This is a genomic window from Pseudomonas helleri, from assembly GCF_045830615.1.
GTDB lineage: Bacteria > Pseudomonadota > Gammaproteobacteria > Pseudomonadales > Pseudomonadaceae > Aquipseudomonas > Aquipseudomonas helleri.
In genome coordinates this window covers 3,239,739-3,254,256 of record NZ_CP174501.1, presented here as the reverse complement: position 1 = coordinate 3,254,256, position 14,518 = coordinate 3,239,739, and the positions used below count along the sequence as shown (strand labels likewise).

The 14,518-nt window shown below is 59.5% G+C and carries 11 protein-coding genes and 1 tRNA gene; 7 read left to right on the top strand and 5 right to left on the bottom strand.

Going from position 1 to position 14,518, the window contains the following annotated elements; all coding sequences use genetic code 11:
- Positions 1 to 73: 73 nt before the first annotated feature.
- The 4 genes from ACJJU9_RS14420 to ACJJU9_RS14405 all read left to right on the top strand — a co-directional run bounded on the left by ACJJU9_RS14420 (position 74) and on the right by ACJJU9_RS14405 (position 5,523).
- Positions 74 to 1,393: an MFS transporter gene (locus tag ACJJU9_RS14420; protein ID WP_407728820.1), complete on the top strand. Its 1,320-nt coding sequence runs from the start codon at positions 74 to 76 to the stop codon at positions 1,391 to 1,393.
- A gap of 84 nt (positions 1,394 to 1,477) precedes the next feature.
- On the top strand, positions 1,478 to 1,972 hold the full coding sequence (locus ACJJU9_RS14415) for a sigma-70 family RNA polymerase sigma factor (protein WP_153332362.1): 495 nt from the start codon (positions 1,478 to 1,480) through the stop codon (positions 1,970 to 1,972).
- Positions 1,972 to 2,949 (top strand): FecR family protein, encoded by a 978-nt coding sequence (locus tag ACJJU9_RS14410; protein ID WP_407730998.1) that lies wholly within the window; start codon positions 1,972 to 1,974, stop codon positions 2,947 to 2,949. Before ACJJU9_RS14415 ends, ACJJU9_RS14410 begins: the two co-directional genes overlap by 1 nt.
- A gap of 228 nt (positions 2,950 to 3,177) precedes the next feature.
- Positions 3,178 to 5,523 carry a TonB-dependent siderophore receptor gene (locus ACJJU9_RS14405; protein ID WP_407730997.1) on the top strand — a complete coding sequence of 782 codons (2,346 nt, stop codon included), beginning with the start codon at positions 3,178 to 3,180 and terminating at the stop codon, positions 5,521 to 5,523.
- Between the two features lie 73 nt (positions 5,524 to 5,596).
- On the opposite strand, the gene ACJJU9_RS14400 is transcribed toward ACJJU9_RS14405, so the two are convergent.
- On the bottom strand, positions 5,597 to 6,745 hold the full coding sequence (locus tag ACJJU9_RS14400; RefSeq protein WP_407728819.1) for an MFS transporter: 1,149 nt from the start codon (positions 6,743 to 6,745) through the stop codon (positions 5,597 to 5,599).
- On the opposite strand from ACJJU9_RS14400, the gene ACJJU9_RS14395 reads away from it, so the two are divergent.
- The gene (locus ACJJU9_RS14395; protein ID WP_157384274.1) at positions 6,735 to 6,896 is read left to right on the top strand and encodes a hypothetical protein; all 162 of its coding nucleotides are present in this window, start codon (positions 6,735 to 6,737) and stop codon (positions 6,894 to 6,896) included. The two genes, ACJJU9_RS14400 and ACJJU9_RS14395, sit on opposite strands and share 11 nt — an antisense overlap.
- An 8-nt stretch (positions 6,897 to 6,904) precedes the next feature.
- On the opposite strand, the gene ACJJU9_RS14390 is transcribed toward ACJJU9_RS14395, so the two are convergent.
- The 4 genes from ACJJU9_RS14390 to uvrB form a co-directional block, all read right to left on the bottom strand.
- Complete coding sequence (locus tag ACJJU9_RS14390; RefSeq protein WP_407728818.1) at positions 6,905 to 8,248, bottom strand: c-type cytochrome; 1,344 nt, start codon at positions 8,246 to 8,248, stop codon at positions 6,905 to 6,907.
- Between the two features lies 1 nt (position 8,249).
- Positions 8,250 to 9,842 (bottom strand): GMC family oxidoreductase, encoded by a 1,593-nt coding sequence (locus ACJJU9_RS14385; RefSeq protein WP_407728817.1) that lies wholly within the window; start codon positions 9,840 to 9,842, stop codon positions 8,250 to 8,252.
- Positions 9,839 to 10,483 carry a sugar dehydrogenase complex small subunit gene (locus ACJJU9_RS14380; RefSeq protein ID WP_407728816.1) on the bottom strand — a complete coding sequence of 215 codons (645 nt, stop codon included), beginning with the start codon at positions 10,481 to 10,483 and terminating at the stop codon, positions 9,839 to 9,841. Before ACJJU9_RS14380 ends, ACJJU9_RS14385 begins: the two co-directional genes overlap by 4 nt.
- 282 nt (positions 10,484 to 10,765) lie before the next feature.
- Entirely contained in the window at positions 10,766 to 12,781 is a 2,016-nt protein-coding gene (gene uvrB, locus ACJJU9_RS14375; protein ID WP_048387442.1) for an excinuclease ABC subunit UvrB, read from the bottom strand.
- Between the two features lie 334 nt (positions 12,782 to 13,115).
- Here uvrB and ACJJU9_RS14370 point away from each other — a divergent pair, with 334 nt between their 5' ends.
- Both ACJJU9_RS14370 and ACJJU9_RS14365 read left to right on the top strand, forming a co-directional pair.
- Entirely contained in the window at positions 13,116 to 14,312 is a 1,197-nt protein-coding gene (locus tag ACJJU9_RS14370) for an amino acid aminotransferase (protein ID WP_048369183.1), read from the top strand.
- Positions 14,313 to 14,378: 66 nt separating this feature from the next.
- Positions 14,379 to 14,454 (top strand) — tRNA-Asn (locus ACJJU9_RS14365).
- Positions 14,455 to 14,518 lie beyond the last annotated feature (64 nt).

The following is a 14,518-nucleotide window of genomic DNA, read 5'->3' as shown; positions in this document are numbered from 1 at the left end:
TCAGGGATTTGTTATGCTCGGCCCTCGAATCAAGCGCCAGCATAGGCGTGTCCAGTTCACTTTGAGCGTATTTATGTCTGCCGATACTCAAGCTGTCACGACGCGTTTTTCGCGCTCCGACTATAGAACTCTGGGGCTGGCGGCCCTGGGTGGGGCGCTGGAAATCTATGATTTCATCATTTTCGTGTTCTTCGCCCTGACCCTCAGCCAGCTGTTTTTCCCGCCCGATATGCCGGAATGGCTGCGCTTGCTGCAAAGTTTCGGGATTTTTGTGACCGGCTATCTGGCCCGCCCGTTGGGTGGCATCTTGATGGCGCATTTTGCCGATCATCTGGGGCGCAAACGGGTGTTCAGCCTGAGCATCCTGATGATGGCCCTGCCGTGTCTGCTGATCGGGATCATGCCGACGTATGCCGATATTGGCTATTTCGCGCCGCTCTTGCTGCTGGCGCTGCGGATTTTTCAGGGCGCCGCAGTTGGTGGTGAGGTGCCCAGTGCTTGGGTATTTGTTGCCGAACACGCGCCTGCCGGGCGTCGCGGCTATGCCTTGGGCTTTTTACAGGCCGGTCTGACCTTCGGTTATTTGATCGGCGCCCTGACGGCGACCTTGCTGGCGCAACTGTTTACCCCGGCCGAAATCCTTGATTACGCCTGGCGCTTTCCGTTTTTGCTGGGCGGCGTGTTTGGCGTGATCGGTGTGTGGCTGCGTCGCTGGCTGAGCGAAACCCCGGTTTTTCTGGCCTTGCGAGAGCGCCGTGAGGGCAGGGTAGAGCTGCCTTTGCGCACGGTATTGCGGGATTTTCGCCCGTCATTGCTGCCCGCCGCGTTGCTGACCTGCGTACTGACCAGCGCCGTGGTGGTGTTTGTCGTCATTACTCCCACCGTGATGCAACAGCAATTTGGCATGACCGCCAGCCACACGTTTGCCTTGAGCAGCGTAGGCATCGTGTTTTTGAACATTGGCTGTGTGTTGGCGGGTCTGGTCGTTGACCGGATCGGCGTCTGGCGCAGCATCGTGCTGTACAGCGTGCTGTTGCCGCTGGGGATTGGCGTGCTCTACGCCAGCCTGGTCGGGCAATGGGGCTTGCCGGGGCTGGCTTACGCCTTGGCTGGTTTGACCTGCGGGATTGTTGGCGTGGTGCCATCAGTGATGGTCGGTTTGTTCCCGGCAGAGATTCGCGTGTCGGGCATTTCCTTTACCTACAACATCGCTTACGCGCTTTGGGCCAGTATCACGCCGTTGTTGCTGATTGCCCTGATGCCGTGGAGTCCGTGGGTGTGCGTGCTGTTCTGTGGGGTGATGGGCCTGGTCGGCGTGCTCACGGCCCGCTGGTTCGGCTTTGCCCGTGGCCATCAGGTCGAGCGGCGTTTGCGTGCGTTGGCAGAGGTGTGATGCAGAAACCTTCCATCAGCGCAATGATTGCTGGGATTAATAGGAAGCATTACTATTCACGCCCCACCTATTCAGTCCAGTGCGATGACTCACAAAGTGCCCCGCCGAGCGGGCTTTTTTGAACATTACGAAGAGTTGATCGGTACCTGGACACGTCGCTTGCGTAATCGCCAGCAGGCGCAAGACTTGGCCCATGACACTTTTGTACGCGTGCTCGAATCCACTTCGGAGGCCGTCGAGCAGCCGCGTGCCTATTTGCATCAAATGGCGCGTAATATCGCTGTCGATGGTTTTCGCCGTGAAGAGTTACGTGACGCCAAGGAGCAGGCAGCCGTTCCCCCAAGTTCGTCCGAGGCGGGCGACCCGGAGCAGTACATGCGTGCTATCCAGTTGGCTGAGTCTGTTGAAAAAGCCCTGCAAGAGCTCCCGCTGAACTGCAGGAAGGTGTTTGTCTGGCAGAAGATCGAAGGCCTGACTCAAGCCGAGATCGCCGAGCGCCTGGGACTGTCCAAGAACATGGTGGAAAAATATATGATCCGCACCCTGCGACATCTGCGTGAACGGGTGGAGGCTCAATGATGGATACGCGTGACGCTACCCTCGACATCGCCAGTGTGCGTGACGCTGCCGCAACCTGGTTTGCCCGTGAGCAGGCGCAGGCCTTGAATGCAGCAGAGCAGGCTGAATTCGAGGCCTGGCGTGCCCGCCATCCGAGCCATGAAACGGAATACCAATGGCTGGTCAACCTCTGGTCGGCAGCAGATTTGCTGCCCAAGGAGCGCCTGCAGGCCCTCTGCGAGGTGCCGGTCAAGCCGATCAAACGCCGTTCTGTACTGGGTTTTGGTCTGGCCGCCAGCGTGCTGGCAATGGCGGGCGGCGCATTGGTGTGGACGCAGTTGCAGTCTATGGGCAATTACCAGGGCAGCTTTGCCACCACGGCAGGCGAGCGCCGCACCGTAACCTTGCCGGACGGTTCGGCCATCGAACTCAACAGCCGTAGCCAGTTGCTGGTCAGTTTTGAGCGCCAGCAACGCACGGTGGTGCTCAAGCAGGGCGAGGCGATGTTCAACGTGGCCCACGACACGGATCGGCCTTTTGTGGTGCTCGCAGGCCCTGGCCAGGTGACCGTCACCGGCACCCGTTTTGATGTGCGCCACGAGGACGGCCAGGCGCAAGTCGCCGTGGAGTCGGGCACTGTGCGGGTGCAGGGTAACGAACCCGGATCGCGGGTTAACCTGACGGCGGGTCTGGGCACGGTGGTCAATGCCCAAGGGCAGGTGGCGGCCGTACAGCCGGTGAATACCGAAGCACTGACGGCCTGGCGCAAGGGGCAACTGGTGTTCAATAACGCCAGCCTGGCTGAGGTTGCCGCCGAAGTGTCGCGCTATCGGGACACGCCGCTGCACGTCAGTACGCCAGCGCTGGGGCAGTTGCGTCTGACCAGCGTGTTCAAAACCAATGACACCGACGCCTTGCTCAGCGCCTTGCCGCGCATCCTGCCGGTGGCGATCAAAACCCGTGACGATGGCAGCCAGGAAATCATCTCGGCAAAATAATTTCAGATCGGATTCAGGTTTTTTTCGAGTTCTTCGTCTTCTTGATCAACTGCAACTGGTTTGCATTAACAAGCGCAATCAAATGCGATCAACTGGGCAAGACTCGACGTGAAAAACAACCATCCTTGTGTGCGGTTTTCCTCGCTTAAATCATCTTTGAACGCTCCATCGTCCAGCGCACGATCGCGCTTGTTGCCACTGGCGCTGGCCCTCGCGGTCAGTGCGGCGATGCCCGCTGCGTTTGCCGGCGAAGCCGTTGCCAGCGCCATCCATATCCAGGCCCAGCCGCTGGGTGCCGCGTTGAGCCAGTTGGCGCAGCAAACCTCGTTGCAGGTGTTTTTCAGTCCGCAACTGGTGGCTGGCAAGCAGGCGCCTGCGGTCAACGGCACCCTGTCACCCGAGCAAGCGTTGCGTGAACTACTGCAAGGCAGTGGCTTGAACTACCAGCTTGATGGCGACGCCGTGACTCTGACCCCGGCGGCCACCGTGAGCGCCTCCGACGCTTCCGGCCCGCTGGAACTGGGGCCGGTTGACGTGAAAGTGGTGGGTAACTGGCTGGGTGATGCCAACGCCCAAGTGGTGCAGAACCACCCCGGTGCGCGGACGGTGGTGCGCCGCGAGGCAATGGTTGAGCAGGGCGCAATGACCGTCGGCGACGTGCTCAAGACCATTCCCGGTGTGCAGGTGCAGGAATCCAACGGCACCGGTGGCAGCGATATCTCCCTCAACGTCGGCGTGCGTGGCTTGACCTCGCGCCTGTCGCCCCGTTCGACCGTATTGATTGACGGCGTTCCCGCAGCGTTTGCCCCCTATGGCCAGCCGCAACTGTCGATGGCGCCGATTTCCTCGGGCAACCTCGACAGCATTGACGTGGTACGCGGTGCCGGTTCGGTGCGCTATGGACCACAGAACGTGGGCGGCGTGATCAACTTTGTGACCCGCGCCATCCCGGAAACCTTTCAGGGCGAAGTTGGCACCACTCTGGAAACCTCCGAGCGTGGCGGCTGGAAGCACCTGGAATCGGCCTTTCTGGGCGGCACGGCCGACAACGGTATCGGTGCTGCATTGCTCTATTCCGGTGTCAAAGGTGATGGCTACCGAGCGAGCAATAACAACAACGACATCGACGACGTGTTGCTGAAAACCCATTGGGCGCCGACCGATCAGGACGATTTCAGCCTTAACTTCCACTACTACGATGCCACCGCCGACATGCCCGGCGGCCTGACGCAGAAGCAGTTTGACGCTGACCCGTACCAGTCCGTACGCGACTGGGACAACTTCACCGGGCGCCGCAAGGACGTGTCCTTCAAATACCTGCGGCAGATTGATGACCAGACCCAGTTTGAAGTCCTGACCTACTACACCGACAGCTTCCGTGGCAGCAACATTGCCGCGCGCAACCTGCAAACCCTGGCGTCATACCCGCGTAGCTACCACACCTTCGGCATCGAGCCACGGGTGTCGCACGTCTTCACCCTGGGTGAGGTTACTCAGGAAGTGGGCATTGGCTATCGCTACCTGAAAGAAGCCATGCAGGAAGAAGCCAGCCAGCTGCAACTGGTCAATAACGTGCCTGTGGCCCGTCCGGGGGCTGACGGCCATGTTTATCAGGACCGTACCGGCGGGACCGAAGCCAACTCGTTCTATATCGATGACAAGATCGATGTCGGCAAGTGGACCATCACCCCGGGCATTCGCTTCGAGCGCATCAGCACCAACTGGCATGACCACGCTGTACTGGACAACAAAGGCGTGCCGGTTCCGGAAAAAAACCGCAGCATCGACAGCAACGAAGCCTTGCCGGCCTTGAGCGTGATGTACCACCTATCCGATGCCTGGAAACTGTTCGCCAACTACGAAACCTCGTTTGGCAGCTTGCAGTACTTCCAGTTGGGTCAGGGCGGCCAGGGCGACCAGACCGCCGCGGGCCTGAAGCCTGAGAAGGCCAAGACCTATGAAATCGGTACCCGTTATGACAATGGCGTGTGGGGCGGGGAAGTTACGCTGTTCTACATCGACTTTGCTGACGAACTGCAATACGTGAGCAACGACGTGGGCTGGACCAACCTCGGCGCAACCAAGCACCAGGGTATCGAAACGTCGGTTCATTACGACATGTCGACGCTTAATCCGGCCCTTGACGGCCTGTCGGTGAACGCCGGTTTCACCTACACCAAAGCCACCTCCGAGGGTGACATCGCCAACTTCAAAGGCCGTGACCTGCCGTTGTACTCGCGCCAAGTGCTTAACTTGGGCGCCCGTTATGTGGTCAACCGCTGGAGCTACAACCTCGACATGTTTGCCCAGTCGCAACAGCATGCACCTGGCACTGGCGGGGTTTACATCACCGACCCGACCCCGGACGGCCAATACGGTGATATTCCGGGTTACGCCACCTGGAGCACCCGTGTCGGTTACGACTTTGGCCCTGAAGCCTCGAACCTGAAAGTGGGCGCGGGCATCAAAAACCTGTTCAACCAGGAGTACTACACCCGTTCCAGCGACAACAACTCGGGCATCTACGTGGGTGAGCCGCGCACGTTCTTCGTGCAGGCCAGCGTAGGGTTCTAAAGCAGCACGGCTTGTCTCGCGGTCTTTTGAGGGTTTAAAAGATCGCGAGGCAAGCTCGCTCCTACAGAGTGAATCAGACCTTCAAGATGCGCCCGCTGATGGCCACGCCTACCAGCATCACGGCGATCAGGCCGAAGGCGATGTTCAAACTGCTGGCATGGGCGATAAAGCCAATGGCCGCAGGCCCAACCAAAATCCCCGCATAACCCAGCGTAGTAATGGCCGGCACGGCGATGCTCTCAGGCATCACGGTCTGCTTGCCCACCGCGGTGTACAGCACCGGCACGATATTCGAGCAGCCGGCACCCACCAGCGCGTAGCCCAACAGCGACACTTCCCAGTCCGGCGCCACAGTTGCCAACGCCAGCCCGGCGGCAGCACATAGCCCGCCCAGAACAATGACCCGACGTGCGCCCAGGCGGCTGACGATGGTATCGCCGAGCAAGCGGCCTGCCGTCATGGTCAGGGCAAACGCGGCATAACCGAGCCCGGCATACACTTCGTTGATGTGTTTTTCAGAGGTCAGGAATACCGCGCTCCAGTCGAGCATCGCGCCTTCAGCCAAAAACACGGTAAAGCACAACAGGCCGATAAACAGCACCACGCCATGGGGGATGGCAAACGCCGGGCCGCTGCTCTCGCTGCCATAGGGCAACAGGTGTGGAGCGGCCTTGAACAGCGCCGCGAGGATCAGCACGATGACCACGGCCATGGCCCACAAAGGCGTCAGACCGACGGCCAGCAGGCCGCTAACCCCGGCAGCGCCGACGATCCCGCCGACACTGAACAGGCCATGAAAGCCCGACATCATGTTGCGCCCGCTGGCGCGTTCAACAATCACCGCCTGCAAGTTGACGGTGGAGTCGACGGTACCCAGCCCCGCGCCAAAAACAAACAGCGCGGCGATCAGCAACGGGATGGAACTGACCGTCGCCAGCAGCGGCAGACTCAGGCAGATCAGCAGGGTCCCGGCGGTCAGTACCCTACGGCAACCAAAGCGGGTGGCCAGCACCCCGGCAATCGGCATGGCCAGAATCGAACCGACGCCCAGCGACAGCAGCAACAGCCCCAACGTCGCGTCATCCAGCCCGGCCCGCGCCTTGGCGTAAGGCACCAGCGGTGCCCAGGCAGCGATGCCGAAGCCGGCAATAAAAAAGGCAATTCGCGTCGAAAGTTGTTCGAGACGCCCCGGAACCGGAGGCGCTTTAGGCATGGAGGTCATGGTCTTCCTTGAAGGACAAGCGGCAAAAACAAAGCAACATCCTTACACAGTTGCGGCCAATCTCGCGACCCGCGAACGCCATCAAACCGTAGGAGCGAGCTTGCCTCGCGATCTTTTGATCCTCGAAGCCCCGCAATCGCAGGGCTTCTAAGAACAGACCTAAGCTTTACGCCGCGCAAACACCCAGCCCACCAGCAGCACCAGCACGACAATCGCGCCCCAGGCCAGCGCCGGGGCGTAGTTGATCAGCCAGCTCACCGGTGTTTTATCCGACAGAATGCTGGCCACCTCCTGTTCATCCGGCCCGGACCCTGGCACTTGCCCAAATGTCGAACGCACATAGCGCGCCAGCGCGGCGATTTGCTCGTTGTTCATTTGGTCGCGGAAACCGGGCATGAGGATGTGCCTGCCATCTATTTTGAGGTTGATGCCCCCGGCGATGACTTGCACCAGGTTATTGGGATGGGCCGAGCGCAAGTCGCGTAACCGGCCTAGATCCGGGCCTGCGGTGCCAGTGCCGTCGACCCCGTGACAACTGGCACACGCCGATTGATACAACACGGCACCATCGGTGGTGGCGTTGTTGGCCAGGTTACGCCAGCCGGTAATCGGCCCCTCGACCGTGTCAGGGTCGACGCGTGCCGGACGTGAGGGCGCAGCAGGCAAGCTTTGAGTCATGACCGGTGGCACTTGGCGCAAATAGGCAATGATGTCGGCAATGTCGCTGTCGCCCAGATGGCTCAGGCTACGACTCACAGCCAGGCCCATATCACCCCCTGCGACCGCCCCCGAGTTATGGCCTTTTTGCAGAAACTGATTGAGTTCCTCATCGCTCCAGCTACCCAGCCCGGACGGGTCGTTAGTGAGGTTGGGGGCTTGCCAGCCGCCGACAAACGCGCCGCCCAGATGCTGCTCCGGCAACTCCGCCATGAGTACCCCGCGTGGTGTGTGACACGCACTGCAATGCCCGAGGGCCTCGACCAGATAGCGCCCGCGTTCTGCCGACTCACCTTGCGCAGGTTTCTCGCCTGCCGCGTGTCCTTCCTTCAGGTACAGCGCGCTCCAGATAATCATGGCCGGCCGCATGAATGGAAAGCCCAAGTCGGTTGCGCGCACTTCATGGTTGACCGCAGGCACGCTCTGCAAATAGGCGTAGAGCGCTGACACATCGGCATCGCTGATGCCGGTGTATGACGTGTACGGCATTGCCGGATACAGCCAGCCTTTGCCGGGGGCGCGGCCTTTGCGCAGGGCGTCGCGCAACTGTTCTTCGCTCCAGCCGCCGATGCCGGTGCGTGTGTCCGGGGTGATGTTGGAGGCATAAATAGGCCCCAGGGGGCTGGCAATTGCAGCGCCGCCCGCCAGATTTTCGCCATGGCAGCCCGCGCAATCGGCTGCCGTGGCGATGTATTTGCCACGCTCAACCGTGCTGGCATCGTTTGACTGAGCACTGGCCCACTGTGTGCCGAGGGCGAGGGTGACGGCTATCAGGGCTTTACGCATGTCACACCTCCTTGGCGATATGTTTGCCAGCGCGGATGGCCAGCGCCATCCCGGTCAGGGTGGGGTTAACACCGCCCGCCGTGGGCATGACTCCGGTGGTCACCAGAAACAGGTTCTGGTGATCAAAACAGCGCAGATCCCGGTCCACCACAGCATCCTCGGCCTGGGTGCCCATGCGTACCGTGCCCATGATGTGTTGCTGGCAAATCCATTGTGTGGGTGCACTGATCCGCTTACCGTTGGTGGCTTGCAGGAAGTTGGCAAAGTCGTCCATCAGCCGGGGCAGGTTGGCGTTGGTGTAGTCCGAGATTCGGTAGTCCAGACGTAATCCCGGTAAACCGAGCGAATCCTTGAAGCCGGGGTTCAGGGATATCCCGTTGGCCTTGTCGGGCAAATCTTCGGTCAGGGCTTCAAAGGTGAAAATACGGGCTGAACGATCGTGGATTTCGTCATCCAGCGCGGCGCCGATCTTGCGCTCCGACAGGGCGGTTTCGGCAATGCCGACAGTGGGCGGGTTGTTCAGCAAGTCATAGCGCGTCGAAGGAATACGCGTGCGGTCTGGCTGATTGCGCCGCTGCATGATCGCGCCGTGAATGTTCTGCCCGCGTCCGGCCCACAACGGCTCCGACGAAAGCAGGGTCATGTCGATGGTGGGGTGAACCATCAGGTTGCGCCCGACCATGCCCGAACGCGCCCCGAGGTTGTTCATCAGCATCAGCTTGGGGGTTTCAAAGCCATGGCCGGCCAGCACATAAACTTTGGCCGTGAGCCGCGTGGCAGAACGGTTTGGCGTCAGGTAGTGGAGGGCGGTCACCTGGCCGTCCGCGCCGGTTTCGATCTTGTGCACGATGGCGTTGCTGCGCAGGTCGACGCCCAACTTGCGGATCTTTTCAACGACGTGATACCCCGAGTGCTTGGCGCCGATCGGGCAGTTCCAGTTGCACATGTTGTTGCCAATGCACGCGGGGCGGCCGTCATAGGGTTTGCTGATGCGTGACGAAGGGGCGACGTCGATGCGATAACCCTTGGTTGCAATTTGTTGCTGCAAGCGCTGAATGGCGTAGGGCTTGGCTTCGGGCGGCAGTGGAAAAGGCCGGGAGCGGGGCGGGTAGGTATACCCCAACCCTTGGCCGGACTCGTCGTAATCGGCGATGCCGTTGACCCCGATTTCGTACTCGGCGTCGCAATAGAACGGCTCAAGCTCGGCATAGGTGATGGGCCAGTCCACGGCGAGGCCGAAGCTGGACTTCAAGGTCATGTCTTCGGGGAGCAGGCGCCATGTGGCCGCCGTCCAGTGCCGTGAGGTGCCGCCCACTGAACGCAGGGTGCCGGGGAACACCTCGATCCCTTCAAGGTGCGGGCTGATATAGCCGGGGCTGAAGCTGTTGGGGGCGTAGGGCACATCCGGGAACAGCGCGTTGAAATTGTTTTGCCGCGCCGAGTTACGAAAGTTGTCGGTGACTTTCCAGTCCGTGGTTTCAGGCCCGGCTTCCAGCACGATGACTTTTTTCCCGGCACGGGCCAGTTCCAGCGCCACCATGGAGCCCAGTGAACCTGAGCCCACGACAATCACGTCTGCATCGTAATCGCTCATTTCCTTGCCTCCTGGCCCAGTGCCGCGCGGGCAGCTTCGATTGAATCGAACCGGCCTTCTGCATAGGCGTGCCAGGCCGGATCAGGGGCGGCGATGGTGTAATGCTTCAGTGGCTGATAAGCCCAGGTGGTGGCGCCTTCCGGCAGATCAGAAGCATCGACCCCGCGTGGCGTGTCTCGCCACCAGCCTGCCGGGCCGGGTGGGTAGCTCTGCGCAGGGATAATGCCGCCGGTCTTGGCATACGCCTGCATTTCAAGAAACGTGGCGAAGGCGGCGTCATCTTCAAGAATTCGCCCTGACGGCGTGCCGACATAGCCCAAATACCAGGGCTTGGCGATGATCAGTGCTGTATCCAGATCCGCACCGCTGAGGGCCGACAGACCCGCTTCGCGGCTGGTGCTTGCCGCCAGGGTTTTGTGCAATGCGGCGAGGTGTGCGGCAAATCCTGCATGACGCTCAGTCAGCAAGGCCTCGATCCGTGCGGCGGCACCGGGGGTCAGGTTATCGGCGCCGGTAATGATCCGGCTCACCTCGCGAAACGCATCTGAAGCAGACCCTGCGGCCAACAGTGCACTCGACCAATACAAGGCAGGCGGTATCAAGGCCAGCGATACAAGAAAGGAGCGACGATCCATAGACATAGTGCCCACCCTGGCAAACTGATTAACGTCCGGTGTTAATACTTTGAAAGTTGTTTATAGCCAAAATACAACTAACAGCAAGTTTTGATTGTTAGTCAGGGAGGGGACTTTCAGATTAATAAAATGGGTGTTGAATCTTTGAAGTGCGGCTATTTATATATGTGTTTTTGGAAATGAAAATCATTATTGGTTTGTGGGAGCGAGTTTGTCTTGCGATCTTTTGATTATTTAAAAGATCGCGAGGCAAGCTCGCTCCTACAGTTAAAGGTGCGATTTAGATCATTAAACCTGCAACAACCGCTCCCGGAGTTTGCCGATTTCGTCGCGCATTTGTGCGGCGGCTTCGAATTCCAGGTCGCGGGCCAGGGCGTACATTTTTTCTTCCAGTTGGCGAATGCGTTTGCTGATCTCGCTCGGCGAGCGCAATTCGTTTTCGTACTTGGCGTTTTCTTCGGCGGCCTTGGCCATGCCTTTGCGCTTCTTGCTGCGCGAACCCGGTACCACCGCGCCTTCCATGATGTCGGCGACGTCTTTGAATACGCCTTTAGGGGTGATGCCGTTGGCTGCGTTGAACGCGATCTGTTTTTCGCGACGGCGTTCGGTTTCACCAATGGCCCGTTCCATCGACCCGGTGATGCGGTCGGCGTACAGAATCGCCTGGCCATTGAGGTTACGAGCGGCGCGGCCAATGGTCTGGATCAAGGAGCGTTCGGAGCGCAGGAAGCCTTCTTTGTCGGCGTCCAGAATCGCCACCAGCGACACTTCTGGCATGTCCAGGCCTTCACGCAGCAAGTTGATGCCCACCAGCACATCAAACACCCCCAGGCGCAAATCGCGAATGATCTCGACCCGCTCCACGGTGTCGATGTCCGAGTGCAGGTAACGCACGCGCACGCCGTGATCGGCCAGGTAGTCGGTCAAGTCTTCGGACATGCGCTTGGTCAGCGTAGTCACCAGCACCCGTTCTTCAATTGCCACGCGTTTGTTGATTTCGGAGAGCAGATCGTCGACCTGGGTCAGCGCCGGGCGAATCTCGATTTGCGGATCAACCAGACCGGTTGGCCGTACTACCTGCTCAATCACCTGGCCCGCGTGCTCGGCTTCGTAATTGCCCGGAGTCGCCGAGACGAAGATCGTTTGCGGGCTGATGCGCTCCCACTCGTCAAAGCGCATCGGCCGGTTGTCCAGCGCCGAAGGCAGACGGAAGCCATATTCCACCAGGGTTTCTTTACGCGAGCGGTCGCCTTTGTACATGGCCCCGACTTGCGGCACGCTGACGTGGGATTCGTCGATTACCAGCAGCGCGTCAGCAGGCAGGTAATCAAACAGCGTTGGCGGCGGGGCTCCCGACTCACGGCCCGAGAGGTAGCGCGAGTAGTTTTCGATGCCATTGCAATAACCCAGCTCCATGATCATTTCCAGATCGAAGCGGGTGCGCTGTTCCAGACGCTGCGCCTCAACCAGTTTGTCGTGGGTGCGCAGGTAGTCGAGGCGTTCCTTGAGTTCTGCCTTGATCCCTTCGACGGCCTCGAGCAAGGTTTCGCGCGGGGTCACATAGTGGCTCTTCGGATAGAAGGTGAAGCGCGGCATTTTGCGGATCACTTCGCCGGTCAGCGGGTCAAAGGCGCTGATGCTTTCGACCTCGTCATCGAACAGTTCGATGCGGATCGCTTCAAGGTCCGATTCGGCCGGGTAGATATCAATCACATCGCCGCGCACGCGGAAGGTGGCGCGGGCAAAATCCATGTCATTGCGGGTGTATTGCAGGTCGGCCAGACGGCGCAACAGCTCGCGCTGGTCGAGTTTGTCGCCACGGTCGATGTGCAGCACCATCTTCAGATAGGTTTCCGGACTGCCCAAACCATAAATGCACGACACGGTAGTCACGATGATCGCGTCCTTGCGCTCCAGCAACGCCTTGGTCGCCGACAGTCGCATCTGTTCGATGTGGTCGTTGATCGACGCGTCTTTCTCGATAAAGGTATCGGAGGAGGGCACGTAGGCTTCCGGCTGGTAGTAGTCGTAGTACGAGACGAAGTATTCCACCGCGTTGTTCGGGAAGAACGACTTGAACTCGCCGTACAACTGCGCGGCCAGGGTTTTGTTCGGCGCCAGCACCAGCGTCGGTCGATTGACATGGGCAATCACGTTGGCAATGCTGAACGTCTTGCCCGAACCGGTTACCCCGAGCAGGGTCTGGTGCGACAGACCGGCCTCAATGCCTTCGATCATCTGGCGAATGGCCACGGGCTGGTCGCCGGCGGGCTGAAAGCGGGTAACGAGCTGAAAATCGGACATAAAGGACCTCTGGTTTCGCTTCCTTGAGTCGGGATAATCCCGGCCAAAGCGAGAAAGACTGCACACGACGCATGCCGCAGCGCAAACAGGATACGTGTAAATATGGAGATCGTGACTGACTGTTTCAAGGCGTGAGGCTGGCACGCCGGTTTGGGCAAATATTGCAATTAGACCAGTGGGCCAAAAATAAACTCAAATACTTGGCCAAAACCGGGTTTCGCCTGTTGCCCCAATCCTGATCAGCTTTATACTTGCTCCCCGTTTGTGCACCGCTCTAGTGCAATCGGCTGGAGCGTTGTCACCCCTCCATCATCCATTCAGAGCCGCCGTAATAATGAGCCTGTTCTCCGCTGTCGAAATGGCACCACGCGATCCTATCCTGGGCCTCAACGAAGCATTCAATGCCGATACTCGTACCGACAAAGTGAATTTGGGGGTCGGTGTTTACTGCAACGAAGAGGGACGAATTCCACTCTTGCGTGCCGTTATCGAAGCCGAAACGATCCGGGCAGCAGAGCACGCTTCGCGCGGCTACTTGCCGATCGATGGTATTCAAGCCTACGACCAGGCAGTACAGAAGCTGCTGTTCGGTGCTGACTCGGCACTGTTGGCGGCTGGCCGTGTGATTACCACGCAATCGGTTGGTGGCACGGGCGCGCTGAAAATCGGTGCTGACTTCCTCAAGCAACTGCAGCCAGACGCTGTGGTCGCCATCAGCGATCCAAGCTGGGAAAACCACCGCGCACTGTTCGAAGCCGCGGGTTTCCCGGTACAGAACTACCGTTACTACGACGCCGCCAGCCATGACGTCAACCGCGCTGGCATGCTCGAAGACCTCAACGCCCTGCCTGCCGGCTCGATCGTTGTGCTGCACGCTTGCTGCCACAACCCGACCGGCGTTGACCTGACCCCGGCTGACTGGCAGAACGTACTGGAAGTTGTTAAAGCCAAGGGCCTGATCCCGTTCCTGGACATGGCTTACCAGGGCTTTGGCGATGGCATCGCCGAAGACGCCGCTGCCGTGCGTCTGTTTGCTGACTCGGGCCTGAGCTTCTTCGTGTCCAGCTCGTTCTCCAAATCGTTCTCGATCTACGGCGAGCGTGTAGGTGCACTGTCGATCGTCACCCAATCCAAAGACGAGAGCGCTCGCGTTCTGTCCCAGGTCAAGCGTGTGATCCGCACCAACTACTCCAACCCGCCGACTCACGGTGCAAGCATTGTCGCGGCCGTTCTCAACAGCCCGGACCTGCGTGCCAAGTGGGAAGCCGAACTGGCTGAAATGCGCGAGCGCATCAGCGGCATGCGCCGTCAGATGGTTGAACTGCTCGCGAAAAAAGCACCAGGCCACGATTTCAGCTTTGTTGCGCGTCAGCGCGGCATGTTCTCGTACTCTGGCCTGACCGCTGAACAAGTAGGGCGCCTGCGCACCGAGTTCGGCATCTACGCGCTCGACACTGGCCGGATCTGCGTTGCAACCCTGAACCAGCGCAACATCGAAGGCGTAACCGACGCCATTGTGAAGGTCATCTAAAAATTTTTGGAGAGAAGTCAGCCAAAGCGTTGACTTCTTTTTAGATATCAGTAAGATAGCCCTCATTCCGCGATAGCTCAGTTGGTAGAGCAAATGACTGTTAATCATTGGGTCCCTGGTTCGAGTCCAGGTCGTGGAGCCAGATAAAGATTCAGAGCCGCTTTCAGCGCTTCTGAATCGTCCGAAAAACCCGCCGAAAGGCGGGT

Bases quoted from the DNA above. Each gene is read 5' to 3' on its own strand.
- ACJJU9_RS14420 (WP_407728820.1), top strand. From the start codon at position 74: ATGTCTGCCGATACTCAAGCTGTCACGACGCGTTTTTCGCGCTCCGAC.
- ACJJU9_RS14415 (WP_153332362.1), top strand. From the start codon at position 1,478: ATGACTCACAAAGTGCCCCGCCGAGCGGGCTTTTTTGAACATTACGAA.
- ACJJU9_RS14410 (WP_407730998.1), top strand. From the start codon at position 1,972: ATGGATACGCGTGACGCTACCCTCGACATCGCCAGTGTGCGTGACGCT.
- ACJJU9_RS14405 (WP_407730997.1), top strand. From the start codon at position 3,178: ATGCCCGCTGCGTTTGCCGGCGAAGCCGTTGCCAGCGCCATCCATATC.
- ACJJU9_RS14395 (WP_157384274.1), top strand. From the start codon at position 6,735: ATGGAGGTCATGGTCTTCCTTGAAGGACAAGCGGCAAAAACAAAGCAA.
- ACJJU9_RS14400 (WP_407728819.1), bottom strand. From the start codon at position 6,745: ATGACCTCCATGCCTAAAGCGCCTCCGGTTCCGGGGCGTCTCGAACAA.
- ACJJU9_RS14390 (WP_407728818.1), bottom strand. From the start codon at position 8,248: ATGCGTAAAGCCCTGATAGCCGTCACCCTCGCCCTCGGCACACAGTGG.
- ACJJU9_RS14385 (WP_407728817.1), bottom strand. From the start codon at position 9,842: ATGAGCGATTACGATGCAGACGTGATTGTCGTGGGCTCAGGTTCACTG.
- ACJJU9_RS14380 (WP_407728816.1), bottom strand. From the start codon at position 10,483: ATGTCTATGGATCGTCGCTCCTTTCTTGTATCGCTGGCCTTGATACCG.
- uvrB (WP_048387442.1), bottom strand. From the start codon at position 12,781: ATGTCCGATTTTCAGCTCGTTACCCGCTTTCAGCCCGCCGGCGACCAG.
- ACJJU9_RS14370 (WP_048369183.1), top strand. From the start codon at position 13,116: ATGAGCCTGTTCTCCGCTGTCGAAATGGCACCACGCGATCCTATCCTG.